The following is a 24,540-nucleotide window of genomic DNA, read 5'->3' on the forward strand; positions in this document are numbered from 1 at the left end:
CCTACAGGAACGCCGTTTCCTCAAAAGAGCGCAATTTTCGGCTATGAATGCGCTCAATCGGCATCTCTCGCAACGTTTCCATCGCACGAATTCCGATCAACAAATGACGAGCGACCTGAGACGTATAGAAATCTGACGCCATTCCTGGCAGCTTCAGCTCGCCATGCAGTGGCTTATCCGAGACACACAAAAGTGTCCCATACGGGACGCGAAACCGAAATCCATTCGCTGCAATCGTGGCGCTTTCCATATCGAGTGCCACGGCGCGCGATTGGCTCAGCCGTTGCACAGGACCCGATTGATCCCGCAATTCCCAATTCCGGTTATCAATTGTCGCCACCGTGCCCGTGCGCATAATTCGCTTCAACTCATAGCCTTCAAGCTGAGTGATGTCTGCAACCGCCCCCTCGAGTGATGTCTGAATTTCCGCCAACGCGGGGATCGGAACCCAAACGGGCAGATCGGCATCCAACACATGATCCTCGCGCAGATAAGCATGTGCGAGAACGAAATCACCAAGCCGTTGCGAATTGCGAAGTCCCGCACAGTGACCCACCATGATCCACGCATGGGGGCGCAGCACGGCAATGTGATCTGTGGCAGTTTTGGCATTCGACGGACCAACACCGATATTGACCAAAGTGACGCCCGATCCATCAGCACGTTTGAGGTGGTATGTCGGCATTTGCGGCATTTTTGTTGTCGGCGCGATTGGGGTCTGCCCATCAAAAATTTCAACATTTCCAGTCGATACAAAAGAGGTATAGCCGCTGTTAGGATCATCAAGTTGTGCGCGCGCATATGCCTCGAACTCGGACACATAAAACTGGTAGTTCGTGAACAGAACATGGTTTTGAAAATGGGTCGCATCGGTCGCGGTATAGTGCGACAGGCGCGCGAGCGAATAATCCACGCGCTGCGCGGTGAAGGGCGCAAGCGGCCCTGACCCGTCCTCGTTCAGATATCCCGACCCATTGACGATATTGTCGTGCGTTGTCGCCAGATCAGGCACATCAAAGTAGTCGCGCAACGGGTAGTCCATCGCGCCCTCTTGGGGGATGGTAATGCTCTCATCATTTGCAACGGCAAAGTGAACGGGCATCGGCACCTCGGACGGCCCAATGGACACTGATACGCCATGATTGCGGATAATTTGCGTGATCTGTTGAATGAGATAGTTCCGAAACAAATCAGGACGCGTGATCGTCGTTGAATAGCTACCGGGTTTGGACACGTGGCCAAAGGACAGGCGACTGTCCATCGCCGCGAACGAGGTCGTCCTCACACGGATTTCGGGATAAAACGCGCGGTGGCGAGCATGTGGCACGGCCCCCGTTGCAGCCTCGGAAAACCGTTCGGTGAGATAGCGGGTTGCGGAACGATACAGATCCTCCAACCGGTCGACCGCAGCGGCGGCATCTGAAAACAGTTCGGCATCGGGCGCCGATGGCGTCTCTATGGTCAAGGGAGCAGCATTTTGATTCACGGAAGACCTCGTATTGATGTGCTTCTTTTTTGCGCTTGATTTTCGGCTCAAGCCTCTAGAGTCATTTGTCACCACTTGGCCGCGCGGCGCAAGACCATGCTTATAAACTAGACATTGAGGATCAAACAAACGTGACGGGACATCTCTTTTCATTCGGACATGGATACAGCGCGCAGGCCCTCGCATCACGGCTCACGGCAAAAGGGTGGCAGGTATCGGGAACAACCCGCAATGCGGCCAAGCGCGGGAACTTTGAGGCGGCAGGCGTCACACCGCTTGTTTTACCCAATGATGATATTGCGCCTGCTCTTTTGGAGGCGACGCACCTGCTTGTTTCCGCTGCGCCAGACGCCGATGGAGATCCGATGCTGGCCCAACACCGTGCACTTTTGTCCAAGGCCGCACCCCGTCTCAAATGGATCGGTTACCTGTCAACCACGGGTGTCTACGGCGATCATGGCGGCGCATGGGTGGACGAAACGACCCCGCTCTCACCCGCCACCAAACGGGGGCAAATGCGCGTTGAGGCAGAGGCCGCGTGGACAGAATTTTGTAACACCCACAACATCCCGCTGTCTATCTTTCGCCTTGCGGGCATCTACGGTCCGGGACGTGGACCATTTGCAAAAGTACGCGCGGGGACGGCGCGGCGCATCATCAAGCAGGGTCAGGTGTTTTCGCGCACCCATGTCGCGGACATCGCGCAAGTTGTTGAGGCCTCCATAAACAGACCCCAATGCAGCGGAATTTTCAACGTTTGTGACGATGACCCCGCACCACCCCAAGATGTCATCGGCTATGCCGCCGAATTGTTGGGTTTGCCACTTCCACCTGCCGATGCATTTGAAACCGCCGACATGTCGCCAATGGCGCGTAGCTTTTACGCCGAGAGCAAAAAGGTCAGCAATGAGCGGATCAAATCCGTTCTGGGCGTTACGCTATTATACCCCGACTATAAATCGGGGTTAAAAGCGCTTTTGCACTCACAATGACCTAGGCGCGTTTGGTCGCGATATCTGCGACACCCAAGACCGCCATAACCTTGGCTTCGATATCCGCCGCACTCAGGCCCGCGATCTCGTACATCGCCTCGGGGCTGGCCTGATCGATAAACGTGTCAGGCAACACCATCGAGCGGAATTTAATCCCGCGATCGAACACGCCGTCATTTGCAAGGAAATCGGCCACATGTGACCCGAAACCGCCGATTGCGCCCTCCTCAATCGTGATGAGCGCCTCGTGGTTTGCCGCCAGATCGCGGATCAAATCCTCATCAAGCGGCTTGGCAAAACGGGCGTCAGCCACAGTACACGACACCCCACGCGCCTCTAACGCTTCGGCGGCGGTCATTGTCTCGTCAAGGCGCGTGCCAAAAGACAACAGCGCCACGCGCGTGCCCTCTTTGACAATCCGACCCTTGCCAATTTCAAGCGGCACACCGCGCTCGGGCATCTCGACACCGACCCCTTCGCCACGCGGATACCGGAACGCAATCGGCCCGTCATTATGCGCAACAGCTGTCGCCACCATATGGACCAACTCGGCCTCATCGGCGGCGGCCATCACCACCATACCGGGCAGGTTGGCCATGAACGCCACGTCGAACGATCCCGCATGCGTCGCACCATCGGCCCCAACCAACCCCGCACGATCAATCGCAAAGCGCACGGGGAGGCGTTGAATCGCCACATCATGCACCACCTGATCGTAGCCGCGTTGTAGAAACGTCGAATACATAGCGCAAAACGGTTTCATCCCGCCCGCGGCCAATCCAGCGGCAAAGGTCACACCATGTTGCTCGGCAATGCCAACGTCGAAACACCGTGACGGGTAGCGTTCCGCAAATAGGTTCAACCCCGTGCCATCGGGCATCGCCGCAGTCACCGCACAAATTTTGTCGTCGCGTGTCGCCTCATCCAAAAGCGCCTTGGCAAACACCGCCGTATAGGACGGTGCGTTTGATTTCGTCTTTTTCTGCTTGCCTGTGACAACATCGAATTTCGCCGTTGCGTGACCTTTGTCGGCGGCGGCCTCGGCGGGGGCGTAACCCTTGCCCTTTTTCGTGATCACGTGGATCAGGATCGGACCTGTTGCGCGCGTTTTAACCGTGCGCAGAACCGACAACAGTTGATCCATATCGTGACCATCAATCGGGCCGACATAGGAAAATCCCAACTCCTCGAACATCGTGCCACCCACGGTCATGCCCTTGAGCATTTCCTTGGCCCGCTTCGCGCCCTCTTGGAACGGATGCGGCAACAGCGACACCGCCCCCTTGGCTGCCGCTTTCAATTCCTGAAACGGCGCACCCGCGTACAAGCGCGACAAATACGACGACAATGCGCCCACAGGTTCGGCAATCGACATCTCGTTATCGTTGAGAATAACAATCATCCGCTTGCCCAAATGCCCCGCGTTGTTCATGGCCTCAAACGCCATACCCGCCGACATCGACCCGTCCCCGATCACGGCAATCGCATCGCCGATCCCGTGCTCGGTCGCCCCGCCCAGATCACGCGCCACGGCAAACCCGAGGGCGGCGGAAATCGACGTCGAACTATGTGCGGCGCCAAACGGATCATAGGGGCTCTCCGAGCGCTTGGTGAAGCCCGACAACCCACCAGGTTGGCGCAGCGTGCGAATGCGATCGCGCCGCCCCGTCAAAATTTTATGCGGATAACACTGGTGCGACACATCCCAGATCAACCGATCCTTTGGCGTATCAAACACGGCATGAAGCGCCACAGTCAACTCAACAACACCCAGACCCGCACCAAGGTGCCCACCCGTCTCGGACACCGCCGAAATTGTCTCGGCCCTTAGCTCTCCCGCAAGGCGCTTGAGCTCGCCATCCGTGAGCGCCTTCATGTCGGCGGGAACCGCTATACGGTCAAGGATCGGTGTTTGAGGGCGGTCGGACATTGTCGCAACTCCTGCCTTAAGTTTCACGCGAGATAACGAAACGAGCGACATCCCGCAAGCCATCCGCGCGTGTGCCATAGTGGCTCAATGCCGCACAAGCCTCATCGACCAAATCGCGTGCACGTGTTTTTGCACCCGCAAGACCCAACAAAGAGACAAACGTGGCCTTTCCGGCATCGGCATCTTTGCCAACGGCTTTGCCGGTTTTTTCTGCGTCGCCTTCGACATCTAGAATATCGTCTTGAATTTGGAACGCCAAACCCACAGCTTTTGCATAATGGCCAAGCGCCGTTGGATCAGCCCCACCCAAAATTGCGCCCGCACGCGCGGACCATTCGATCAGTGCACCGGTTTTGTTGGCCTGCAACTCGGTGATCGCCGCAAGGTCGAGCGGGGTCATCGTGGTTTCGGCAGCGATGTCTTGTGCCTGACCCAAAACCATTCCGCCGATACCTGATGACTTAGCTAGAGACGCAATCAAATCGACCCTAATCTGGCTCGATGCGCGCAATTCGGGACGGGTCAAAAGATCAAAGGCAAGCGTCTGAAGCGCATCACCGACCAGCACCGCCGTTGCATCATCCCACCGCTTGTGAACGGTCGGTTGACCACGGCGCACATCGTCATCATCCATGCACGGCAAATCGTCATGAACCAATGAATAAGCATGAATGGATTCAATCGCTGCGGCCGCCCAAACGGATTGCGCGGGCGCAATACCGTGAAGCTGCGCACCCTCCATAACCAAAAACGCGCGCAAACGCTTGCCACCACCCAACGCATACCGCATTGCCACTTCGACCGGACGCTCGCCCAAAGGGGCAAGCGCATCATTCAAACACTGTTGAACGGCATCGCGGCATTGCTCCATGCGGGCCTGCATTAGAGACCTTCAACGGGCGTTGTCGCAGTCGCTTGACCATCGCCGCCTACAGAAATTTTCTCGACTTTTTCTTCGGCATCTTTGAGCTTCGCCTCACAATGCGCCTTCAGTTTTGCCCCGCGCTCGTAAAGCGAAATACTATCTTCAAGTGCAACATCGCCGCGCTCAAGCTTGCCGACCACCTGATCCAACTCCGCCATGGCGGTTTCAAAACTCATTTTCTCTACGGCGACATCAGTCATCTCAAACTCCCAAGCAGCATTCTATTTACGTTCAAACTAAAGTGTTGAGACTATTTGCGCCACCTGCTTTTGTACAAAGGTGGCGCAATTTCGAACTATTCGGGGACGAGCATATAGCCCTCGCCGCGTACAGTTTGCAGGTATCTCGGTTGACGCGGGTCGGTCTCCAACTTTCGGCGCAATCGCGTGATTTGGACGTCCACGGCCCGCTCTTGTGCCTGACCGCCATCTCGCCCCAAACGCTCCACCAAATCCGTGCGCGAAACAGCGACACTTGGGGTCGCCGCAAATATGCGCATCAATTGGTTTTCGGTGGCTGTGAGCCGCAAGGGCGCATCTCCATTCCAAAGCTCTCCACGCTCAACATCGTAGCGAAACAGACCCAAACGTAGGTGTTTCGGCACCTGAACCGCTGGCTCCTCGTCGGGCACACGCCGCAAAACAGCATTGATACGAAGCAACAATTCCTTAGGCTCAAACGGCTTTGCAAGGTAATCGTCTGCGCCCGCCTCAAGTCCCGAAATCCTATCTTCGGTCTCGCCTTTCGCGGTCAAAAGCATGATGGGCGTTGCAATGCGCAGGCGCAAATCGCGCGTCAGTGAAATACCATCCTCGCCGGGCATCATCACATCAAGGACGATCAGGTCGAACTCCAAGCCCGCCAAAAGCCGCCTTGCATGCGCCGCGTCTCGCGCCGCCGTGACACAAAACCCATGCCGCATCAGATATTTTTTCAGGAGATCCCTAATCCTCTCATCGTCATCAACGATCAAAAGATGAATATCACTTTTCAACTGTCACCCTCCTTAAAGGCGTCAAAATACGCCCTTTGGTCGGGGTCCATCATGGCCTCAAGAACCTTGCGAAATCCAGCAACAGCTTCGTGACCCGCTTCGCGGTAAGCCGAGCGCATACGCCCGCGCTGTGCCTCGGACAGCTCCGCCTCAAGCATTTTCCCGGTGTCAGTTAAGTGTAAATGCCGCTCTCTCTTGTCACGCTTGCCGACACGGCTTTCGACCAAACCATCCTCGATCAATGCCCGAAGAACACGGTTTAGAGACTGTTTTGTGACGCCTAGGGTGTTCAGCAAACTATTCACCGTGGCACCTGGTGTCCGGTTTATAAAATGCACGGCGCGGTGATGCGCGCGGCCATATCCGTGTTCATCTAAAATGCGATCGGGATCTTGGGTGAACCCGCGATAGGCAAAAAACATCGCCTCAATGCCCTTGCGCAACTGTTCGTCCGTGAGGAAGAGAAGCCCCTCGCTCCCCGTATTGCCGCCGCTTTTACCGTCCGCCATACAACCCCCACATCATCGACCAAGTGTCCGCCAAGCTTATGTCAGCCTTATTGACATTCCAAGGTCAAATTGGTAGCGACGATGCAATTTAGTGCAATAAAATAACGGTTTCGAGCGTGGACGCAACGCACCTCGACCCAATCGGAGAACACACCACATGGCAGGCGCATATGATGATCGTGACGGCAAAATCTGGATGGACGGCACACTCGTTGACTGGCGGGACGCGAACGTCCATATTCTGACCCATGCCATGCACTACGCCTCCTCCGTGTTTGAGGGCGAGCGGTGCTACAACGGCAAAATCTTTAAATCGGTCGAGCACTCCAAGCGCCTTTTGGCATCCGGCGCATTGCTCGATATGCCAATCCCCTACACCGTCGAAGAGATCGAAAAAGCCAAATATGATGTACTAAAAGCCAACGGTTGGGACGATGCATACGTGCGGGTTCTGGCGTGGCGTGGCGCAGGCGAGGACATGGGTGTCGCCTCCAACCGCAACCCCGTCCGAATGGCCGTGGCCGCATGGGAATGGGGCGCCTATTACGGCGATGCCAAAATGAACGGTGCCAAACTCGACATCGCGAAATGGAAACGCCCATCGCCTGACACGATCCCCACAGCCGCCAAAGCCGCAGGTCTCTACATGATCTGCACAATGTCCAAACACGCCGCAGAGGCCAAAGGCTGCTCTGACGCGCTATTCATGGACTATCGCGGTTATGTAGCCGAGGCCACAGGCGCGAACATCTTCTTCGTTAAAGATGGCGAGGTTCACACCCCTGATCCGGATGCGATCCTGAACGGCATCACGCGCCAAACCGTCATCGAGATGCTGGAGCAAAAAGGGATCAAAGTGCACGTCCGCCGCATTATGCCCGAAGAACTCGAAGGGTTTGAGCAATGCTGGCTCACCGGCACCGCCGCCGAAGTCACCCCCGTGGGCCAGATTGGCGACTACACATTCGAGGTCGGCGCGCTGACCCGCGACATTGCGGAAAGCTACGAAAAGCTGGTGCGCAGCTAACAAATTAACCTGACCTCAATGCAAAAATGAAACTCTCCGTCCATGACAATTGGCGGAGAGTTTTTTTGATCAAGCGTGAAGCAGTATTTATAACGATTGCCGCTGTTCTGGTCTTTGCGCCAGCCCTCTTCATGGTCATGTTGTACCACACGACCAAAAATCCCGCATATAGACCGCTCGGAATTACACTTGAGCGTATGATTGAGGCGGGCCATATGAGCGACCGCACCCTGATTGTCACCAACATCACCGTCGGCCCCGATGCGCGCGATGGCCAGTCTCTTGATGCCTACCGCGACGCATTCACAAAATCATTTGGCGGCTTCAATACCGAAACCCGCGTTCGCTTTCGCAATGCCGAGCGCGGCAACGCAATCACGGTCCATTACGAAGTCGGCAATAGTGTGATCGGTCCCTTTCCCATTGCCCGCGCCGCAGACGGAATTAGATCGGCCGTCGAGGCTGAGCGCATGGTGACCAAACAACGCGCCATCCAATTGCGCAAGGATCAGGCAGAGCAGCAAAACGGTAGCATTTGGGCCCGCATTCTGTCCGACTGACAGACCACCCTCACAAATGCGATGATGTCTTTTTAAGCCGCTCAGCCGACAACCCCAATTGACGCTCACGGTGGATCACCAATAGGCCCGATGCAACAATAATCGCTGCACCAATCAGCGTCATCCATGTCGGCACCTCACTGAAAAAGACATAGCCAACCAGAATCGCAAAAACCATCGACGTATATTCAAACGAGGCCAAAGTAGACGCAGGCGCATGACGGTACGAGGCCGTCAAAAGGATCTGACCAAAGCCGCCCAAGAACCCCGCAAGAACGAGTTGAACCATGATCCAACCACTTGGCATAACCCACCCCAACGGAAACGTTAGACCTGTGACGATGGTGGCAATCACCGAAAACCAGAAAACGATTGAGGTGGTAGATTCCGTCTTCACCATCGTGCGCAAATGGAGCTGAATGAATGCGACAATAATGGCCGCAAGGAGCGCCGCCATAGCGCCGAATTTTTCCTCCGATGTCGGCACGCCGTGCAACATCGTCAAGCGCGGCGACAAGATGATCAAGACCCCCACCATGCCGATCGCCACCGCCGTAAACCGAAACACCCGAACCCGCTCTCGTAGGAAAACCGCCGATAGCAAAACGATGAATAACGGTCGCGCATACCCGATTGCGGTAGCATCAGGCAGCGGCAAACGTGACAGCGCAGTAAACCCAAGCATCATGGTCACAGCGCCAAGCACGCCGCGTATCAAATGCGCCCGAGGCCGAACCATCTTTAATCCGTGGCGTAACTCGCCGCGCGACAAAAGATACCCAACGACCACAGGGATCGCGAACAACGAGCGAAAGAACGCCGCTTGCATGGCTGGTACTTCAGTGGTTGCCGACTTCACAAACGATGCCATAGCCAAAAACACAGCCAAGGACGCTACCTTTAGTCCGATCCCGCGCATCACGCTCATGGTTTTGGTGTCCTTCCGACAGGCCCACACGGTAGCGTGTTCAAAGCCTCACGCAAGCATTCAACTACCTACGTTTTTGCAAGCCGCCCCACCGCCCAACGCGCCGCATCCGCGACCGTGGTATCGGAATCTTCGGTCAACGCAGTCGCATGTGGCACAAACTGCGGGTCGCCCGAGTTGCCAATGGCGTACAAGACATTGCGCACAAAGCGGCCGCGCCCCACCCGCTTGATCGGTGAGCCTGAAAACTTTTCGCGAAAGGCTGCATCGTCCAGTTGCACCAGTTCGGCTAAGGGCGGCGCCCGCAAATCATCTCGCGCGGCATAGCGCAACTCTTTGGCGTCCACCGCGAATTTGTTCCACGGACAGGCCGCAAGGCAGTCGTCGCAGCCGTAAATGCGGTTGCCCATTCGCGCGCGCAAGTCCTCATCCACGGGTCCGTGGTGTTCAATCGTGAGATACGAAATACAACGCCGTGCATCGAGTTGGTACGGCGCAGGAAAGGCATCGGTCGGACAGGCATCCAAACAGGCGCGACATGATCCGCATCGCTCGATTTCCGCTAGATCAGGGTCGAAATCTATCGTGGTAAAGATCGCTCCAAGGAAAAACCAACTGCCGAGATCGCGCCCTAAAAGATTGGTATGCTTGCCCTGCCATCCAAGTCCCGCCTTTGCAGCGAGCGGCTTTTCCATCACAGGGGCGGTGTCGACGAACACCTTGATCTGGGAGTCCTCGCCCGCCTGCTCGATCAACCAACGCCCCACCCGTTTGAGGCGCTTTTTGACGATGTCGTGGTAGTCGCGATTGCGGGCATAGACCGATATTGCGCCGGATTCGGGTCTATTTACGGCCTTCATCGGATCATCGTCGGGCGTATAGGCCTCGGCCAACATGATCACTGATTTCGCCTCGGGCCAGAGCGCAGTCGGATCACCCCGCCACGCCATCCGCTCCTCCATCCAACCCATCTGACCGTGGTGCCCCGCAGCAAGAAACGCCCGCAAACGCTCCATCGCCTCGGGTAGATCAGGACGAGCGAACCCAACCTTGGAAAATCCCTCCTCCAACGCTTTGGCGCGCACAGTGTCCTTATCGAGATGAGTCAAAATCGCCCCCTTCAGGGACAGGGTACATCAAAAATCGAGATCGGCATAATGAGCGGGCTGCGGAAATCCCGGCACCTGATCCACCAAAAGCGAGCGAAACGCAGGACGTGATTTGATCTTTGCATACCAATCTTTAACCACAGCGGATCGGTTCCAATCCACATCCGATGTGTAATCGAGACACGACAGATGTGCCGCCGCCGTAAAGTCCGCAAGTGTCATTGCATCCCCCGCCAACCAACGACGACGATCAAGCAACCACGCCATATAATCGAGATGATATTTAATGCCTTTTGACCCCGCCTTGACGTTCGCTGATACGGGATATCCGCCCTTCATCAACTTGCGGTTCACACGCTCGTAGAGCAAATTAGATGTCACTTCTTGGTGAAATTTGTCATCAAACCACGACACCAATCTGCGGACTTCATAGCGACCCTCAACATCTTTCGGCATCAACGCCGGCGTTGGATAGACCTCTTCGAGGTACTCACAAATCGCTGAGCTTTCCGCGAGGTTCATATCCCCAAGACGCAAAATCGGCACCTTACCCGCTGGGTTGCGCCGCATGAAATCGGGATCACGTTCCCAGTACCGCTCCTCCACCAACTCGGCTTCGATCTTTTTCTCGGCCAGAACAAGCCGCACTTTGCGACAAAAGGGGGACAGTGGGACGTGGTACAGTCGGTTCATGGGTCAATACTCGTTGTTTGTCTCTACTTGCCGTGAATGACGCGCCATTTCAATCCTCGAAACAGCGCGCGCGTCCGTCTATTCGTATAGTTTGGGCGCCATCAGCGATCTGGCGCGCACGGCGTTGGACAAATTGACCAGGCTTGCCCGCACTGCGTAATTTCGGGCTCGGCAGAATGGCGGCCAGCCGTGCGGCCTGTGTGTCACTCAATTCATCAGGGCCAACACCGAAGTAATGGCGACTCGCCGCTTCTGCTCCAAAAATGCCATCATCAAACTCGGCGATATTGAGGTAGACCTCCAAAATGCGCCGCTTGCTCCACAGCAGTTCGACCATCGGCGTGGTGAGCGCCTCAAGTGCCTTTCGCGGCCACGATCGCCCGTGCCACAAAAACGCATTTTTGACCGTCTGCTGCGAAATCGTTGAGGCACCACGCCCGCCACCGCTTTCAATGGCGTCCCGTATGGCCACCATATCAAACCCCCAATGCAGACAGAAATTAGCGTCCTCCGCTGCAACAACAGACCGCGCCAAGACCGGAGCAATATCGTCAATTGGCATCCATTGGTAATCCAATTCACCACCGCGCACGCGCTCGGCAATCATATATGGCGTTATCGGGACCGGTATCACGCTATAGACCAAAATCCAGCCAATCCAAAGAACGACAATAGCCAGTAGCCCGCGCAAAACAGTACGGCGCAACCGACGACGCCAACCCAATTGAGGGGTGGCGCTACTGGAACGGATTCGCCCTGCCTTGCGCTCTTTCGCTGATGCCGTCTTTTTTGTGGTCTTTTTTGCCATGGGGTAGTGGGAACATGGAATTCGCCCAAGGGTCAAGCACCGCCACGCCCCAACCGCGAAATCACCACGCGGGTGTGGCCAAAAGAAAAGCCCCCGCATAGGCGAGGGCTTTTCGAATAATGGCTCTAATCCAGCCTATTCAGCAGGAATAGCTTTCTCTTCGAGAGACAAAGGCGCAGGGATATGGATCAACATTTCCTTTGGACACGCCTGAAGGAAGTTGGCTTTTTCAACCTCCCAATTCGACAAAATCTCACGGGCTTTAACGGAATTCGTCTCCGCCGCGTGACGCTCGATCAGGTCTTTTAGCTCGGCCTCCCAGTGATCAACAGTCACAGGACACGTCACCAAAGTCTCAAGGTTCATCAAATCCTCAACGTTGCCTTCGGGGTCATACAGATAGGCCATACCGCCCGTCATACCCGCCCCGAAGTTGGCGCCAATCGTGCCAAGGATCACGGCAGTGCCCCCCGTCATGTACTCGCACCCGTTTGAGCCACAGCCCTCAATCACCACTTTTGCGCCAGAGTTGCGAACGGCAAAACGTTCCCCTGCGCGCCCTGCGGCGAACAAATACCCATCGGTCGCACCGTACAACACAGTGTTGCCGATAATGGTGTTTTCAGAGGCGACAAGCGGCGAGTGCATCGGTGGACGGACCACGATAATGCCACCCGATAGACCCTTGCCTACATAGTCGTTGGCGTCACCCGACACTTCGATTTTCAAACCGGGGGCTGCAAACGCCCCGAGCGATTGACCCGCCGAGCCCGTAAGTTTCACGGTCAAATGGTCCGGCTGAAGATCGTTACGCATCCCGAAATTGGTCACGATATGCGACGAAGTGCGTGTCCCCACGGTGCGCAATGTGTTTTGCACCGCGTAGGACAGTTGCATTTTCTCGCCATCGTTGAGGAAGCGCGCAGCGTCCGACACGATTTGCGCATCGAGCGTATCGGGCACCGCATTACGCGGCTTAGAGCGATCATAAACAATGCTCTCCGCTCCATCCATCGACAACAACAACGGGTTGAGATCGAGGTCATCAAGATGCGCAGAACCGCGTGACACCTGCGTCAAAAGATCTGCACGACCGATGATCTCATCGACGCTACGTGCCCCGATAGAGGCCAGCAATTCACGGACTTCTTGGGCGTAGAACGTGATGAGGTTTACCACTTTGTCTGCGTTGCCCGTAAACTTGGCCCGCAAATCTTCGTCTTGGGTACACACGCCAACGGGACAGGTGTTCGACTGGCACTGACGCACCATGATACAGCCCATCGCGATGAGTGCGGCGGTGCCGATACCGTATTCCTCGGCCCCCATCATCGCCGCCATGACGATGTCGCGACCCGTGCGCAACCCACCATCGGTGCGCAAGGTAACGCGGTCACGCAGGTTGTTCATGGCGAGCACTTGGTGCGCTTCGGTCAGGCCCATTTCCCATGGCAGACCTGCGAATTTGATCGAGGTTGCGGGGGAGGCGCCCGTACCACCGTTGTGACCCGAAATCAGGATCACGTCGGCTTTCGCCTTGGCCACACCTGCGGCAATCGTGCCGACACCCGAGGACGCCACGAGTTTCACCGTGACTTTGCACCGCGGGTTGATCTGTTTGAGATCATAGATCAGCTGTGCGAGGTCTTCGATCGAATAGATATCGTGGTGCGGTGGCGGCGAAATCAGCGTCACACCTTTGGTCGAGTGGCGCAAACGGGCAATCAGGTCCGTAACCTTCATACCGGGCAACTGGCCGCCCTCACCGGGTTTTGCACCCTGAGCCACTTTGATCTCAAGTTCTTCACAATGGTTGAGGTATTCGGCCGTGACGCCAAAACGACCTGATGCCACCTGTTTGATCTTGGCAGACGGGTTATCGCCATTAGCCTCCGGCACAAAGTGCGCAGGATCTTCGCCGCCTTCGCCGCTATCGGATTTCGCACCGATACGGTTCATGGCCACGTTCAGCGTTTTGTGCGCCTCAGGCGACAATGCTCCCAAGGACATGCCCGGCGTGACAAAACGTTTGCGGATCGACGTAATCGATTCCACTTCCTCAATTGGGACCGCTTTGCCAAGTGCTTTGATGTCGAGCAGATCACGCAAATGGATCGGCGGGTTCGCCTTCATCTTCGCGCTGTACTGCTTCCACATCTCGTAGGAGGCGCGATCACAGGCCGATTGCAACATGTGCATCGCTTGCGCTTCCCACGCGTGCGTCTCGCCCGTTTTGCGCGACTTATAAAAACCACCGATAGGCATTGCATTGCCACCGTGGAAGCCCTTTTTATGCACGGATTCAACTTTGCGCTGGATACCGTTTACACCGATACCAGAGATGCGCGAGTGCATACCGGGGAAGAATTCTGCAACCATAGCGCGCGACAGACCAACCGCCTCAAAGTTCAGACCACCACGGTAAGATGAGATCACGGAGATGCCCATCTTTGCCATGATTTTCAACAGTCCCGCATCCACCGCCGCGCGGTAACGCGACACGGCTTCGGTTAGCGTGCAATCCAACAGGCCACGCTCAATCCGATCAGCAAGGCTATCCTCGGCCAAATAGGCGTTCACGATGGTCGCGCCACAGCCAATCAGCACCGCAAAATAATGCGGATCAATACACTCGGCCGAACGCACCCCAAGAGAACAGAACGTCCGCAACCCCTTGCGCGTCAACCATGAATGCACCGCAGAGGTCGCGAGGATCATCGGCATCGCAACTTTATCAGCGTTCTGCATGTGATCCGTCAAAACGATATGCCCACCACCAGAACGCACCGCGTCTTCGGCTTCGGACCGGATACGATCAAGCCCCTCACGCAACGCAGTCGGACCGCCAGCCGCGTCAAAAGTACAATCGATTTCCGTCATTGGCGCGTTGAAATGCGTCTTGAGCGCGTCAAATTGGGCGTTCCCGATGAACGGGCTTTCCAACACCAAAATCTCGGTCTGGCTGCTGTCCTCATCGAGCACGTTCTTGAGGTTGCCGAACCGAGTTTTGAGCGACATAACACGGAATTCGCGCAAACTGTCGATCGGTGGGTTCGTTACCTGACTGAAGTTCTGACGGAAGAAATGCGACAACGGACGGTACTTTTCCGACAACACGGCAGAGGGCGTATCATCGCCCATCGATGCCAATGTCTCTTTGCCATCTTCAGCCATCGGCGCGAGGATTTGCTCCAACTCCTCAATCGAATAGCCCGCCGCGATCTGACGCTTTTTTAGCTCGTCACCCGAGAATAGGGTCTTCTCCTCGAGGCCTGTCAATTCCTCATCCAGATCGTTGATTTTGCCGACCCACTCGCCAAAGGGCTGTGCATTGGCCAAACTGTCTTTCATCTCGGTGTCGTGGTAAAGTTTGCCGTCTTTCATATCCACGGCCAACATCTGACCCGGACCAAGCGCGCCTTTTTCAACCACAGTTGCCTCATCAGTCGGCACCATGCCCACCTCGGAGCCCGCAATCACAAGACCGTCACCCGTTACGACATAGCGCATCGGACGCAACCCGTTGCGATCCAGACCCGCACAGACCCAACGACCATCAGTCATGGCAAGGGCGGCGGGACCGTCCCATGGCTCCATCACAGAGTTCACATAGGAATACATATCGCGCCACGACTGCGGCAACTCCTGTGCATTCTTGGACCACGACTCGGGCACCAACATGGTTTTTGCCATCGGTGCGGTGCGACCAGCACGCACCAGAACCTCGAACACGGCGTCAAGGGCAGCACTGTCCGACGACCCTTGTGGGCAGATCGGCTTGATGTCCTCGGCCATATCGCCAAACGTGGATGAGGCCATGCGAATTTCGTGGCTCTTCATCCAGTTCAGGTTGCCCTTGAGCGTATTGATCTCACCGTTATGCGCCAACATGCGGAACGGTTGAGCCAACCACCACTGCGGGAATGTGTTGGTCGAATAGCGTTGGTGATAAATCGCAAAGGCGGATTCAAAACGCTCGTCCATTAGGTCGGGATAGAACTCGGCCACCTGCTCGGCCAACATCATGCCTTTGTAAATGATAGAGCGGCACGACAGGCTACAGATATAGAGCTGACCAACACCGGCGGCGGCGGCAGCTTTTTCAATCCGACGACGAATGACATACAGCTCGCGCTCGAATGTTTCCTCGTCAACGCCTTTGGAATTCGAAATCAGGATTTGTTCAATCTCGGGGCGGGTCGCATTGGCTTTGTCACCCAGACAGGATGTCGCGACAGGGACGTGACGCCACCCGTAAATGTAATACCCCATACGCAACACTTCGCTCTCGACAATCGTGCGGCATGTCTCTTGTGCGCCAAAATCCGTGCGCGGTAAAAACACTTGGCCAACGGCCAACATCTCACCTTTGCGCGGCGTGTGGCCTGTGCGCTCGACCTGATCGTAAAAGAACGGAACAGGGATCTGGACGTGGATACCCGCGCCATCGCCCGTCATGCCATCGGCGTCAACCGCGCCACGGTGCCAAATCGCCTTGAGCGCGGAGATGCCGTTTTCAACAACCTTGCGCGACTTCGATCCATCAATGGAGACCACAAGACCCACACCACAAGAGGAGTGTTCATCCTCTTCGCGGAACAAAGAGTGCTCGGACATATAGGCACGTTTTGCTTCTTCGCGTGCGGCCCATTTTTCATCGTATACTGTCATTGTATAACCCTTCCTTCGTTGGTGGGTCAGGACTAGTGTCCTATTTTGAAACCTGATCGGGTGCGCAGCGCTCGGTGGGTCCGACACATGTCCGACGAAAGTCCGACGAGGGGCTGACCAACAATTTTACCCGATTTCGCTGCGCAATCCCTGTCCTATTTTTTCACTCTGCGGCCACGGCTGCGGCCGCATTGACCTGATCGAGAATGGCATCTGCGGCCTCACGACCATCGCGGATCGCCCAGACAACCAACGACGCGCCACGCTGAATATCGCCACACGCATAGACACCGGCGAGGGATGTAACGTGGGTTTTGAAATCGGCCAGAACCGTACCCCAACGCGTCACTTCCAACCCGTCCGTGCCCCATAGCTTTGGCAATTCCTCAGGCTCGAAACCGAGCGCCTTGATCACCAGATCGGCGTCTTCGACGTAGTCCGCTCCCTCGATAACTTCGGGCGATTGACGACCCGAGGCATCTGGCGCACCAAGGCGCATTTTAGAAACCATCACGCCTGTGACGGGGTCACCAGCAAAACCTTTAGGCGCGGAAAGCCAGACGAATTCCACGCCTTCCTCTTCGGCGTTTTGGGTTTCGCGCTGCGATCCCGGCATGTTTGCACGGTCACGGCGGTAAAGACATTTTACGGATGTGGCGCCCTGACGGATCGCGGTGCGCACGCAATCCATCGCGGTATCACCGCCACCGATCACAACAACTTTTTTGCCTTCGGCGTTCAACTCGCCGCTTTCAAATTCCGCGACTGTATCGCCAAATCCGACCTTGTTTGAGGCCGTGAGGTAATCGAGTGCGCGCACGATCCCCTTGGATCCCGAACCCGGCCCCTGAAGGTCGCGGGACTTGTAAACGCCCGTTGCGATCAACACAGCATCGTGTTTCGCACGCAGATCGTCGAACGAAATGTCCGTACCAACATTGCAGTTAAGCACGATTGTGACGCCGCCCTCTTCGAGCTGTTTCACGCGGCGCAGCACGATGTCTTTTTCCAATTTGAAACTCGGGATGCCGTACATCATCAAGCCACCCGCGCGGTCGGAGCGCTCATAAACCGTGACTTGGATCCCCTGACGACGCAGACGGTCAGCAGCGGCCAAGCCACCGGGACCGGAGCCAATGATGCCAACGCTCTCGGTGCGCTCATGTGTCGGTGCAATAGGCGCAACCCACCCCTCGTCAAAGGCGGTGTCGGTGATGTATTTCTCGACCGACCCAATCGTGACCGTGCCGTGGCCAGATTGCTCAATCACACAATTGCCTTCGCACAGACGATCCTGCGGACAGATACGCCCACAAATCTCCGGAAACGTGTTGGTCTCCTGAGACATCTCGTATGCCTCTTTGAGACGACCAGATGCGGTCAGGCGCAACCAGTCCGGGATGTTGTTGTGCAACGGACAATGCGTCTGGCAATAGGGCACACCACATTGAGAACAGCGCGAGGCCTGCTCTTCAGCCTTTTGTTTAGAAAACTCTGCGTATATTTCACCAAAGTCTTCTTTACGGGCATCCGCCGTCCGCTTTTCGGGCATATCCCGACCAACGGACACAAATTTTAGCATAGGCTCTTTTGCCATAACACGCGATCTCCATGAGTTTTCGAGATTTGAGATCTATTTACACAAGACAATTTGAAAAGAAAAGTCATATGTACTGACGTATTACAGATTCAATTCGCCGATCCGCCGCCGAACGCAACCACACCACTCCAATTTAATGTAAGCAATACTGACATATATTGTCGCTTCTTATTGAGATTCAATGTGCTTATCCTGCACCAAATACACAATGCAGAGTTTCCCATGAGTATCTTTTATCTCCTTCTCGTCGCCCTCATTCAGGGTCTCACCGAATTTTTGCCCGTCTCATCGTCTGGACACCTGATTCTACTCCCCCAACTCACGGGGATGCAGGACCAAGGCTTGACCATCGACGTGGCTGTTCACGTGGGCACCCTCGGAGCGGTCATTTTGTTTTTCTGGGCAGATGTTAAAACCGGATTCGCAGGCATCCCGCGCATGCTGACCGGACGGATAGACACATACGGATCAAAACTCGCCTTTCTACTTCTTGTGGCCACGCTCCCCGTCATTGTCATCGGCCTCGTCGTCAAAATCACTGGCCTGTCAGATGCCATGCGATCAATGACGGTCATTGGCTGGACCATGCTCATCTTTGGTCTCGTTCTGTACTGGTTTGACAAAAGGGGCGCCGCCACAAAAGTCGCTTCCGACTGGAACAGGCGTGACGCCATAACACTTGGCCTGTGGCAAGCCATAGCCATCATTCCAGGCACATCACGATCAGGCATCACGATCACAGGCGCACGCGCGCTCGGCTACACGCGCGAAGACAGCGCTAAAATCTCAATGCTGATGTCGATCCCCACCATCATGGCATCGGGCATTTTGCTTGGCCTCGATGTCGCTGGAGAGGCCGACTATGACATGGTGAAATATGCCGCGCTCGGGGCAGCGTTTGCATTCGTCGCTGCCTTGCTTGCTCTCACGCTAATGATGCGCTTACTGCGCTCGGTCAGCTTTGCACCCTACGTGTATTATCGCGTTGTTTTGGGCATCATTCTTTTGAGCATTGCCTATTCTTAAACCAAAAAGCGCGCCCCAATTGGAGCGTGCTTTGTCAATACCAGTCTGACGACCTCACAGGTCGCGCAAGCCCTTGGCACTCTCGCGCAAAGCCTCAAATTGACCATTAGGACGGTAAACCCACAAGTAGTCGTCCATGATCACCTGCATCGCCGTAGGCTTGATCCCAAGATCACCAAAGCCCTTTGCGTCAGCGGAAACGACATTATCAACGGCTAGGTTTTTCACCTGATCCTTGGTCAAAACCCCGTTATGGAACAACCCCGCAGTCAAAAACTGGATCGCGGAAAATCCCGTGGCCATGACGCGGCCCGCCCAAAACGGCAAATTCAAAACCAGACGCCGGCGCCGGATGGTCACAAGCATCTTCTCGATCAAACCTTTGAGTGTATCCACATCAGGACCACCCAATTCGTATACACCCGCAGGTGCCTCGCCCAATGCTCCAGCAACAGCAGCACGCGCGACATCATCTACATAAACTGGTTGAAATTTGGTATTACCGCCCACGAGCGTCAGAACAAATGGAAGCTGAGCCGCCATATTCGCGAACCGGTTAAAGAACGCATCTTCAGTCCCGAAAATCACAGAGGGGCGCAAGATAACCGCGCCCGGAAACGCCGCCAGAACGGCCGTTTCACCCTCGGCCTTAGAACGTGAATACTCACTTTGAGAGGCGTCATCCGCACCGATCGCCGAAAGCTGCACCAGGTTGGAAACGCCAAGCTGGGTGGCGATTTTTGCGATGCGGCCCGCACCTTCGGCTTGAACGGCAGAGAACGAGTTTTTGCCCTTCTCGGTAAGAACACCTACACAGTTTATAACCGCATCTGCACCTTGCATCGCGGCACGCACAGACGCGTCATCGCGGATATTGCACAGCACAGGTTCGACCTGACCAACAGCGCCATACGGCTTCACGTGCAACGCCTCGTTTGGCCGACGAACAGCAACACGAACACGCCATCCTTCTTTTGCCATGCGACGAGCGATGTACCGCCCTACAAAGCCAGCGCCGCCATAGATGGTGACCAATTTTGCCATCTGCATCTCCAATGCCTGAATCTCGTACTTTCAATAGCTTTTCGAGCGCGAATGAACAAGACGCTATTGATGTACCGCCAAACGCGTCGAAACGCCGTTGACACCGATCCAATCGCCCCTTACATCGCTCCATCACGACATCGTGCCCAGATGGCGGAATGGTAGACGCGCTAGCTTCAGGTGCTAGTGTCCGCAAGGACGTGGAGGTTCGAGTCCTCTTCTGGGCACCAATTTTTCGATGTGTATTTCTGAAATATTTGATGGCGCGCGAAGACTGGGCTCTTGTTGGGACACATGTGCCACGTTCACCGGCGCCGCCCCGATCTCGGCATACTAGGGGCGTGACTCGCCCAAGCATTTCGAGCTCTGTGAACAGCCGAAACGCCGCACCTCTCGGATCTATCGCCCATGAAACTTGTCGGGTGGGATCGAAATGCGTATGTCACGGTGAGACACAAGTTTCCATGGAGCCGATTGTGACGAACTTTCTATACAAGAACGATCTTCCCGATGGACTCAAGCTGGGGCCAGTGGTCGCAATTGACTGCGAAACAATGGGTCTTAACCCTCATCGCGATCGGCTTTGCCTCGTGCAGCTGTGTGACGGGGACGGCAACGCCCATCTTGTTCAGATTGCTAAGGGGCAATCGAAAGCCCCAAATTTGTGTCGCCTACTAGAGGACCCAAAGACCTTGAAGCTCTTCCACTACGGCCGCTTTGACATTGCCGCGATGTTCCATACGTTTGGCGCGTTGGCTGCTCCCGTGTATTGCACCAAAATCGCGTCAAAGTTGGTGCGGACTTACACCGACCGCCACGGCCTTAAAAACCTTATCGACCAACTTTTGAAAGTTGATATTTCCAAATACCAACAAATGAGCGACTGGGGCGCAAAAGACCTGAAGGCAGCGCAACTCGACTATGCTGCCTCTGACGTCCTCTATTTGCACAACCTGAAAGAAAAGCTGGACGCGATGTTAGACCGTGAGGGGCGCGCCGAAATCGCACAAAGCTGTTTCGATTTTCTTCCAACCCGCGCCAAGCTCGATATTCTAGGATGGCAAGACACGGATATTTTTTCGCACCAATAGCAAGGCAGGCTTATGACCCAAGCTGAACAATTTTTAAAAACCGCCCATCGCGTGATCGACAGAGAAGCCGATGCGCTACGCCTTCTATCTGCGTCTCTTGGGGATAGTTTTACTCAGGCCGCGCAAATGATTTTGGACGCCAAGGGGCGCACAATCGTTACGGGTATGGGAAAATCCGGCCACATCGCCAAGAAAATAGCGGCTACATTTGCCTCCACGGGCACCCCATCACATTTTGTTCATCCCGCTGAGGCCAGCCATGGTGATTTGGGTATGATTGGACGCGATGACGTTGTTTTGGTTTTGTCGAACTCGGGCGAAACGCCGGAATTGGCCGACCTCATCGCGTTCACCCGACGGTTTAAGATCAACATGATCGCCATTGCGTCAAATCCGGAAAGTTCATTGATGCGCGCCTGCGATGTCGCGCTAACCCTGCCCAAAGCCGAAGAGGCCTGTGATAAAGGTATTGTGCCGACGACATCGACAACCATGACGCTGGCTCTTGGGGACGCTCTTGCGCTTGCTCTGATGGATCATCGCAAATTTACCGCTGACCATTTTCGCGTCTTTCACCCAGGTGGTAAGCTTGGCGCGCGCCTCACCAAAGTGCGCGATTTGATGCATGTCGACATGCCTCTGGTATCTTCTGACACGCCAATGACGGATGTTATCGCGGTCATTTCAGCCAAAGGGTTCGGGGTTGCTGGCGTTACGGACGAAACAGGGACGCTCATCGGGATCATTACCGACGGAGATTTACGCCGCAACATATCCACAGTTCTGGACCAACTTGCGGGCGATATTATGACAGCGGCGCCGCTTACGATTTCCGAAGATGCGTTGGCCGAGAAAGCCGTTGCGCGCATGGACGAGCGGGCAATTACATGCCTGTTTGTACGCAGCGCAGCTGAGAACAGCCCCCCATGCGGAATACTAAAGATCCAAGATTGCCTTCGGGCTGGCGTTGTGTAGATCACGGACATGGCGCGATACAGTAACAAACATTCCCGCATCGTGGCACTGGCGAAAGTTGTTTTACCACTCGTGAGTTTGGGACTACTTGCGACCCTGTTTTTGTTTGCGCGCGGACGTGAGTACGAACCATCTTTGCCCTTTGCCCAAGTTGACATCGAAGCCCTCGCCCGCGAGCAACGTATCGACGGACCCGCATTTTCAACGGTTACGCGTGATGGCTCAGAACTTTATCTATCGGCAAAGACCGTTCGACCAGATTTGTCGGGATCATCGGCTGTAAACTCAACAACAATCACCGGCGGGCTGCGGATGCCAAACAGTGGGTCCATCGACTTGGCCGCAGACAATGCCGTGATCGATGGCAAAAGCAAAATTGCGGAGTTGTCTGGACAGGTCGAAATCCGGACATCAACCGGCTATCTCTTATCGACCCAACGCATTGCGGCGATGTTGGATATGGCCCGCATTGAAAGCTCGGGGCATGTCAATGCGACTGGCCCAATCGGCACACTCGATGCCGGACGTATGATCCTGTCTCAAGACGCACAATCAGGGGCATACCTTCTTGTTTTCAAGGATGGGGTTAAGCTGATATACGAACCCAAAGAAAGAGGAGACCGTCAGTGATCAAATCCATTGTCGCATATGCGTTCACCTGCGCACTGTTACTCGCAGGTCAGGCTGTTTCAGCGCAAGAAACTGCGGTCGCTTTTAGCGGCTTGAAACATGACTCCAATCTTCCGGTCGAGATCACAGCGGATCAGTTGTCAGTTGACCAAGCTAGCGGGAAAGCGACATTTGCAGGCAATGTTGTTATTGGCCAAGGAAGTATGCGCCTTACTGCCGGACATGTGGAAGTCATCTACAGCTCTGACGACTCAGGAAACATCGCGGTTTTGGATGCCTCAAACGGCGTGACCCTAACGAATGGTGGCGAGGCGGTAGAAGCAAATTCGGCGCGCTACGACCTTAATTCGGGAGAGGTCATTTTGGCAGGCAGCGTTCTGCTCACCCAAGGCTCCAATGCCATTTCAGGCGACAAAATGACGATTGACCTTGAGACCGGAACAGGTCTGATTGATGGCCGCGTAAAAACCATTTTGCAGCCCGGACGGGTCAAATGAGTGGTGACAATTCTCTGATCATACGAAACCTGCGCAAGGGCTATCGCAAAAGAACCGTTATTCGCGATGTCTCACTTGAGCTTAAGCGCGGCGAAGTGGTGGCTCTGCTCGGCCCCAACGGATCCGGTAAAACCACATGCTTTTACTCTATCGCGGGACTTGTCATGCCAGAGGCGGGACAGGTCATTGTCGACGGAACCGATATCACCACTCTGCCAATGTATCGTCGCGCCCGCATGGGGATTGGTTATCTCCCGCAAGAAGCATCTATTTTTCGCGGCCTGAATGTCGAAAACAATATTCTTGCGATCTTGGAGGTTGCCGAAAGTGATCCGTTAATGCGGCGTGAACGCCTCGAAGACCTGTTATCCGAGTTTTCAATATCGCACTTACGCCGCGCGCCTGCACTTTCACTGTCAGGCGGGGAGCGACGGCGCGTTGAGATTGCGCGCTGTCTTGCGTCTAGCCCTGCCTACGTGCTCTTGGATGAGCCTTTTGCAGGCGTTGATCCAATCGCAGTCGGCGAAATTCGGGCACTGGTTATGGAGTTGAAAAGTCGCAACATTGGCGTCTTGATCACAGATCATAACGTCCAAGAAACCTTGGGCATTATCGACCGCGCGTACATTTTGCATGACGGACAAGTTCTAATGTCAGGCACAACCGAAGAGATCGTAGCCAACCAACTTGTTAGAGATGTTTACCTCGGTGAAAATTTTCGCATCTAGTTTGATCTAGGACAGTTGACAAACAGGGTGCATCTGCCGCCAAATATACATGATGCAACAAGATCGTATCTCGATCCGCGCCCAGATGATGGCACATCCGATGGCGCAATGTCGGCCCCGCAAATTGCTCGGGCCACACCTCACATATGCATCATATCCGCTACTCAAAACTAACCGAGCCGGAAAACGTTGTGACGTGCAGACACCCGTCACTTCGGGCTCCCAATAACAAAAGGAAGTATCACATGAGATACCAGATCAGCGGCAAACAAATCGACATCGGCACAGCACTCCAAGTTCACGTGAAAAGTGAGCTT

General features: G+C 55.2%; 22 protein-coding genes, 1 tRNA gene and 1 pseudogene. 11 read left to right on the forward strand and 13 right to left on the reverse strand.

The features are described 5' to 3' along the window. Position 1 precedes the first annotated feature (1 nt). Positions 2 to 1,486: an AMP nucleosidase gene (locus ACTG34_RS07155; protein WP_439104277.1), complete on the reverse strand. Its 1,485-nt coding sequence runs from the start codon at positions 1,484 to 1,486 to the stop codon at positions 2 to 4. A gap of 131 nt (positions 1,487 to 1,617) precedes the next feature. Here ACTG34_RS07155 and ACTG34_RS07160 point away from each other — a divergent pair, with 131 nt between their 5' ends. Then, positions 1,618 to 2,478 (forward strand): SDR family oxidoreductase, encoded by an 861-nt coding sequence (locus tag ACTG34_RS07160; protein WP_439104278.1) that lies wholly within the window; start codon positions 1,618 to 1,620, stop codon positions 2,476 to 2,478. 1 nt (position 2,479) lies between these two features. Here ACTG34_RS07160 and dxs read toward each other — a convergent pair whose 3' ends face one another. The 5 genes from dxs to ACTG34_RS07185 all read right to left on the reverse strand — a co-directional run bounded on the left by dxs (position 2,480) and on the right by ACTG34_RS07185 (position 6,836). Then, positions 2,480 to 4,408 carry a 1-deoxy-D-xylulose-5-phosphate synthase gene (gene dxs / locus ACTG34_RS07165; protein WP_439104279.1) on the reverse strand — a complete coding sequence of 643 codons (1,929 nt, stop codon included), beginning with the start codon at positions 4,406 to 4,408 and terminating at the stop codon, positions 2,480 to 2,482. A gap of 16 nt (positions 4,409 to 4,424) precedes the next feature. Further along, entirely contained in the window at positions 4,425 to 5,291 is an 867-nt protein-coding gene (locus ACTG34_RS07170; protein ID WP_439104280.1) for a polyprenyl synthetase family protein, read from the reverse strand. After that, complete coding sequence (locus ACTG34_RS07175; protein ID WP_439104281.1) at positions 5,291 to 5,533, reverse strand: exodeoxyribonuclease VII small subunit; 243 nt, start codon at positions 5,531 to 5,533, stop codon at positions 5,291 to 5,293. The genes ACTG34_RS07170 and ACTG34_RS07175 overlap by 1 nt, the downstream gene beginning before the upstream one ends. A gap of 95 nt (positions 5,534 to 5,628) precedes the next feature. Next, complete coding sequence (locus tag ACTG34_RS07180; protein WP_439104282.1) at positions 5,629 to 6,327, reverse strand: response regulator; 699 nt, start codon at positions 6,325 to 6,327, stop codon at positions 5,629 to 5,631. Beyond that, entirely contained in the window at positions 6,324 to 6,836 is a 513-nt protein-coding gene (locus ACTG34_RS07185) for a MarR family winged helix-turn-helix transcriptional regulator (RefSeq protein ID WP_062218328.1), read from the reverse strand. Before ACTG34_RS07185 ends, ACTG34_RS07180 begins: the two co-directional genes overlap by 4 nt. A 157-nt stretch (positions 6,837 to 6,993) precedes the next feature. Between ACTG34_RS07185 and ACTG34_RS07190 the strand changes: the two genes are divergently transcribed. After that, on the forward strand, positions 6,994 to 7,863 hold the full coding sequence (locus ACTG34_RS07190) for a branched-chain amino acid aminotransferase (protein WP_439104283.1): 870 nt from the start codon (positions 6,994 to 6,996) through the stop codon (positions 7,861 to 7,863). A 65-nt stretch (positions 7,864 to 7,928) separates the two neighbouring features. Next, positions 7,929 to 8,423, forward strand: a complete 495-nt coding sequence (locus ACTG34_RS07195) for a hypothetical protein (protein ID WP_439104284.1) — start codon at positions 7,929 to 7,931, stop codon at positions 8,421 to 8,423. Positions 8,424 to 8,433: 10 nt separating this feature from the next. Here the strand turns inward: ACTG34_RS07195 and ACTG34_RS07200 are convergent, their stop codons facing one another. The 6 genes from ACTG34_RS07200 to ACTG34_RS07225 form a co-directional block, all read right to left on the reverse strand. Further along, positions 8,434 to 9,351 carry a DMT family transporter gene (locus ACTG34_RS07200; RefSeq protein ID WP_439104285.1) on the reverse strand — a complete coding sequence of 306 codons (918 nt, stop codon included), beginning with the start codon at positions 9,349 to 9,351 and terminating at the stop codon, positions 8,434 to 8,436. A gap of 68 nt (positions 9,352 to 9,419) precedes the next feature. After that, on the reverse strand, positions 9,420 to 10,460 hold the full coding sequence (gene queG / locus ACTG34_RS07205; RefSeq protein ID WP_439104286.1) for a tRNA epoxyqueuosine(34) reductase QueG: 1,041 nt from the start codon (positions 10,458 to 10,460) through the stop codon (positions 9,420 to 9,422). Between the two features lie 27 nt (positions 10,461 to 10,487). Continuing rightward, positions 10,488 to 11,153: an FtsZ-binding protein FzlA gene (gene fzlA, locus ACTG34_RS07210; RefSeq protein WP_439104287.1), complete on the reverse strand. Its 666-nt coding sequence runs from the start codon at positions 11,151 to 11,153 to the stop codon at positions 10,488 to 10,490. Between the two features lie 49 nt (positions 11,154 to 11,202). After that, a complete protein-coding gene (gene mtgA, locus ACTG34_RS07215) occupies positions 11,203 to 11,961 on the reverse strand; it encodes a monofunctional biosynthetic peptidoglycan transglycosylase (RefSeq protein ID WP_439104288.1) in 759 nt (252 codons plus the stop codon). Between the two features lie 135 nt (positions 11,962 to 12,096). After that, on the reverse strand, positions 12,097 to 16,632 hold the full coding sequence (gene gltB / locus ACTG34_RS07220; protein ID WP_439104289.1) for a glutamate synthase large subunit: 4,536 nt from the start codon (positions 16,630 to 16,632) through the stop codon (positions 12,097 to 12,099). A gap of 163 nt (positions 16,633 to 16,795) precedes the next feature. Then, the gene (locus tag ACTG34_RS07225; RefSeq protein WP_439104290.1) at positions 16,796 to 18,229 is read right to left on the reverse strand and encodes an NAD(P)-dependent oxidoreductase; all 1,434 of its coding nucleotides are present in this window, start codon (positions 18,227 to 18,229) and stop codon (positions 16,796 to 16,798) included. Positions 18,230 to 18,454: 225 nt separating this feature from the next. Here ACTG34_RS07225 and ACTG34_RS07230 point away from each other — a divergent pair, with 225 nt between their 5' ends. Next, positions 18,455 to 19,258 (forward strand): undecaprenyl-diphosphate phosphatase, encoded by an 804-nt coding sequence (locus ACTG34_RS07230; protein ID WP_439104291.1) that lies wholly within the window; start codon positions 18,455 to 18,457, stop codon positions 19,256 to 19,258. A gap of 54 nt (positions 19,259 to 19,312) precedes the next feature. On the opposite strand, the gene ACTG34_RS07235 is transcribed toward ACTG34_RS07230, so the two are convergent. Further along, on the reverse strand, positions 19,313 to 20,302 hold the full coding sequence (locus tag ACTG34_RS07235; RefSeq protein ID WP_439104292.1) for a complex I NDUFA9 subunit family protein: 990 nt from the start codon (positions 20,300 to 20,302) through the stop codon (positions 19,313 to 19,315). 144 nt (positions 20,303 to 20,446) lie between these two features. Between ACTG34_RS07235 and ACTG34_RS07240 the strand changes: the two genes are divergently transcribed. From ACTG34_RS07240 to ACTG34_RS07270, 7 genes and pseudogenes are all read left to right on the forward strand, one after another. Then, positions 20,447 to 20,532, forward strand: a tRNA-Leu gene (locus ACTG34_RS07240). A gap of 246 nt (positions 20,533 to 20,778) precedes the next feature. Beyond that, the gene (locus ACTG34_RS07245) at positions 20,779 to 21,393 is read left to right on the forward strand and encodes a ribonuclease D (RefSeq protein ID WP_439104293.1); all 615 of its coding nucleotides are present in this window, start codon (positions 20,779 to 20,781) and stop codon (positions 21,391 to 21,393) included. Positions 21,394 to 21,405: 12 nt separating this feature from the next. Further along, positions 21,406 to 22,368: a KpsF/GutQ family sugar-phosphate isomerase gene (locus ACTG34_RS07250; protein ID WP_439104294.1), complete on the forward strand. Its 963-nt coding sequence runs from the start codon at positions 21,406 to 21,408 to the stop codon at positions 22,366 to 22,368. A 9-nt stretch (positions 22,369 to 22,377) separates the two neighbouring features. Further along, entirely contained in the window at positions 22,378 to 22,998 is a 621-nt protein-coding gene (locus tag ACTG34_RS07255) for an LPS export ABC transporter periplasmic protein LptC (RefSeq protein WP_439104295.1), read from the forward strand. Continuing rightward, positions 22,995 to 23,495, forward strand: a complete 501-nt coding sequence (gene lptA, locus ACTG34_RS07260) for a lipopolysaccharide transport periplasmic protein LptA (protein WP_439104296.1) — start codon at positions 22,995 to 22,997, stop codon at positions 23,493 to 23,495. The genes ACTG34_RS07255 and lptA overlap by 4 nt, the downstream gene beginning before the upstream one ends. Beyond that, positions 23,492 to 24,223 (forward strand): LPS export ABC transporter ATP-binding protein, encoded by a 732-nt coding sequence (gene lptB, locus ACTG34_RS07265; protein WP_439104298.1) that lies wholly within the window; start codon positions 23,492 to 23,494, stop codon positions 24,221 to 24,223. Before lptA ends, lptB begins: the two co-directional genes overlap by 4 nt. Before the next feature lie 245 nt (positions 24,224 to 24,468). Further along, positions 24,469 to 24,540: pseudogene (locus ACTG34_RS07270) on the forward strand (ribosome hibernation-promoting factor, HPF/YfiA family); the annotation flags it as partial.

Origin of the sequence: Celeribacter marinus (assembly GCF_965656515.1) — a bacterium.
Taxonomy (GTDB): Bacteria; Pseudomonadota; Alphaproteobacteria; order Rhodobacterales; family Rhodobacteraceae; genus Celeribacter; species Celeribacter marinus_D.

What these genes read in the sequence shown, in the direction of transcription:
- dxs (WP_439104279.1), bottom strand. Translation starts at nt 4,408, where the DNA reads ATGTCCGACCGCCCTCAAACACCGATCCTTGACCGTATAGCGGTTCCC.
- ACTG34_RS07170 (WP_439104280.1), bottom strand. Translation starts at nt 5,291, where the DNA reads ATGCAGGCCCGCATGGAGCAATGCCGCGATGCCGTTCAACAGTGTTTG.
- ACTG34_RS07175 (WP_439104281.1), bottom strand. Translation starts at nt 5,533, where the DNA reads ATGACTGATGTCGCCGTAGAGAAAATGAGTTTTGAAACCGCCATGGCG.
- ACTG34_RS07185 (WP_062218328.1), bottom strand. Translation starts at nt 6,836, where the DNA reads ATGGCGGACGGTAAAAGCGGCGGCAATACGGGGAGCGAGGGGCTTCTC.
- ACTG34_RS07190 (WP_439104283.1), top strand. Translation starts at nt 6,994, where the DNA reads ATGGCAGGCGCATATGATGATCGTGACGGCAAAATCTGGATGGACGGC.
- ACTG34_RS07200 (WP_439104285.1), bottom strand. Translation starts at nt 9,351, where the DNA reads ATGAGCGTGATGCGCGGGATCGGACTAAAGGTAGCGTCCTTGGCTGTG.
- fzlA (WP_439104287.1), bottom strand. Translation starts at nt 11,153, where the DNA reads ATGAACCGACTGTACCACGTCCCACTGTCCCCCTTTTGTCGCAAAGTG.
- mtgA (WP_439104288.1), bottom strand. Translation starts at nt 11,961, where the DNA reads ATGGCAAAAAAGACCACAAAAAAGACGGCATCAGCGAAAGAGCGCAAG.
- gltB (WP_439104289.1), bottom strand. Translation starts at nt 16,632, where the DNA reads ATGACAGTATACGATGAAAAATGGGCCGCACGCGAAGAAGCAAAACGT.
- ACTG34_RS07225 (WP_439104290.1), bottom strand. Translation starts at nt 18,229, where the DNA reads ATGGCAAAAGAGCCTATGCTAAAATTTGTGTCCGTTGGTCGGGATATG.
- ACTG34_RS07230 (WP_439104291.1), top strand. Translation starts at nt 18,455, where the DNA reads ATGAGTATCTTTTATCTCCTTCTCGTCGCCCTCATTCAGGGTCTCACC.
- ACTG34_RS07235 (WP_439104292.1), bottom strand. Translation starts at nt 20,302, where the DNA reads ATGGCAAAATTGGTCACCATCTATGGCGGCGCTGGCTTTGTAGGGCGG.
- ACTG34_RS07250 (WP_439104294.1), top strand. Translation starts at nt 21,406, where the DNA reads ATGACCCAAGCTGAACAATTTTTAAAAACCGCCCATCGCGTGATCGAC.
- ACTG34_RS07255 (WP_439104295.1), top strand. Translation starts at nt 22,378, where the DNA reads ATGGCGCGATACAGTAACAAACATTCCCGCATCGTGGCACTGGCGAAA.
- lptB (WP_439104298.1), top strand. Translation starts at nt 23,492, where the DNA reads ATGAGTGGTGACAATTCTCTGATCATACGAAACCTGCGCAAGGGCTAT.